The organism is Thalassobacterium maritimum (assembly GCF_031127805.1).
Classification (GTDB): domain Bacteria; phylum Verrucomicrobiota; class Verrucomicrobiia; order Opitutales; family Coraliomargaritaceae; genus Thalassobacterium; species Thalassobacterium maritimum.
The window spans coordinates 1-440 of record NZ_JARXHW010000244.1 but is presented as its reverse complement, the minus strand read 5'-3'; the positions used below and the strand labels follow the sequence as shown (position 1 = coordinate 440).

At 53.0% G+C, this 440-nt stretch carries 1 protein-coding gene; it reads left to right on the top strand.

The features are described 5' to 3' along the window. Positions 1–21 precede the first annotated feature (21 nt). Positions 22–440, top strand: a 419-nt coding sequence (locus tag QEH52_RS20215) for a TOBE domain-containing protein (protein WP_308952769.1), incomplete at its 3' end; no start/stop codon positions are given.

The window sequence follows — 440 nt, the reverse complement described above, 5'->3', positions numbered from 1 at the left end:
ATGGGCGACCGCATCTGCGTCATGAAAGACGGCAACATCATGCAAGTCGACGAGCCACTCAAACTCTACAACGACCCGCAAAACATGTTCGTGGCTAGCTTCATCGGCTCGCCCCCCATGAACTTCTTCCCCGGCAGCTGTGTTGAAGAGAAGGGACAGCAGTATTTTACCGAAGAACCTTCAGAGGAGGGGGCGGCCTTTACACTTAGATTGACTGGTCACATGGTTTCTGCCGCCAAGAAACAAGGTAGCAAGCCCGCCGTCTTCGGCGTGCGTCCTGAGGATATCGAAGTCTCTGATACGAAAAGTGAAACCAGCATCGACGCGATCATCGACGTAGCCGAGCCGATGGGCGCCGAAACTTATCTCTATTTAAACACTCCGACTGGACGTTCTTTTATCGCCAAAGTGCAAGCAGAGCACGCGTTTGCGATTGGACA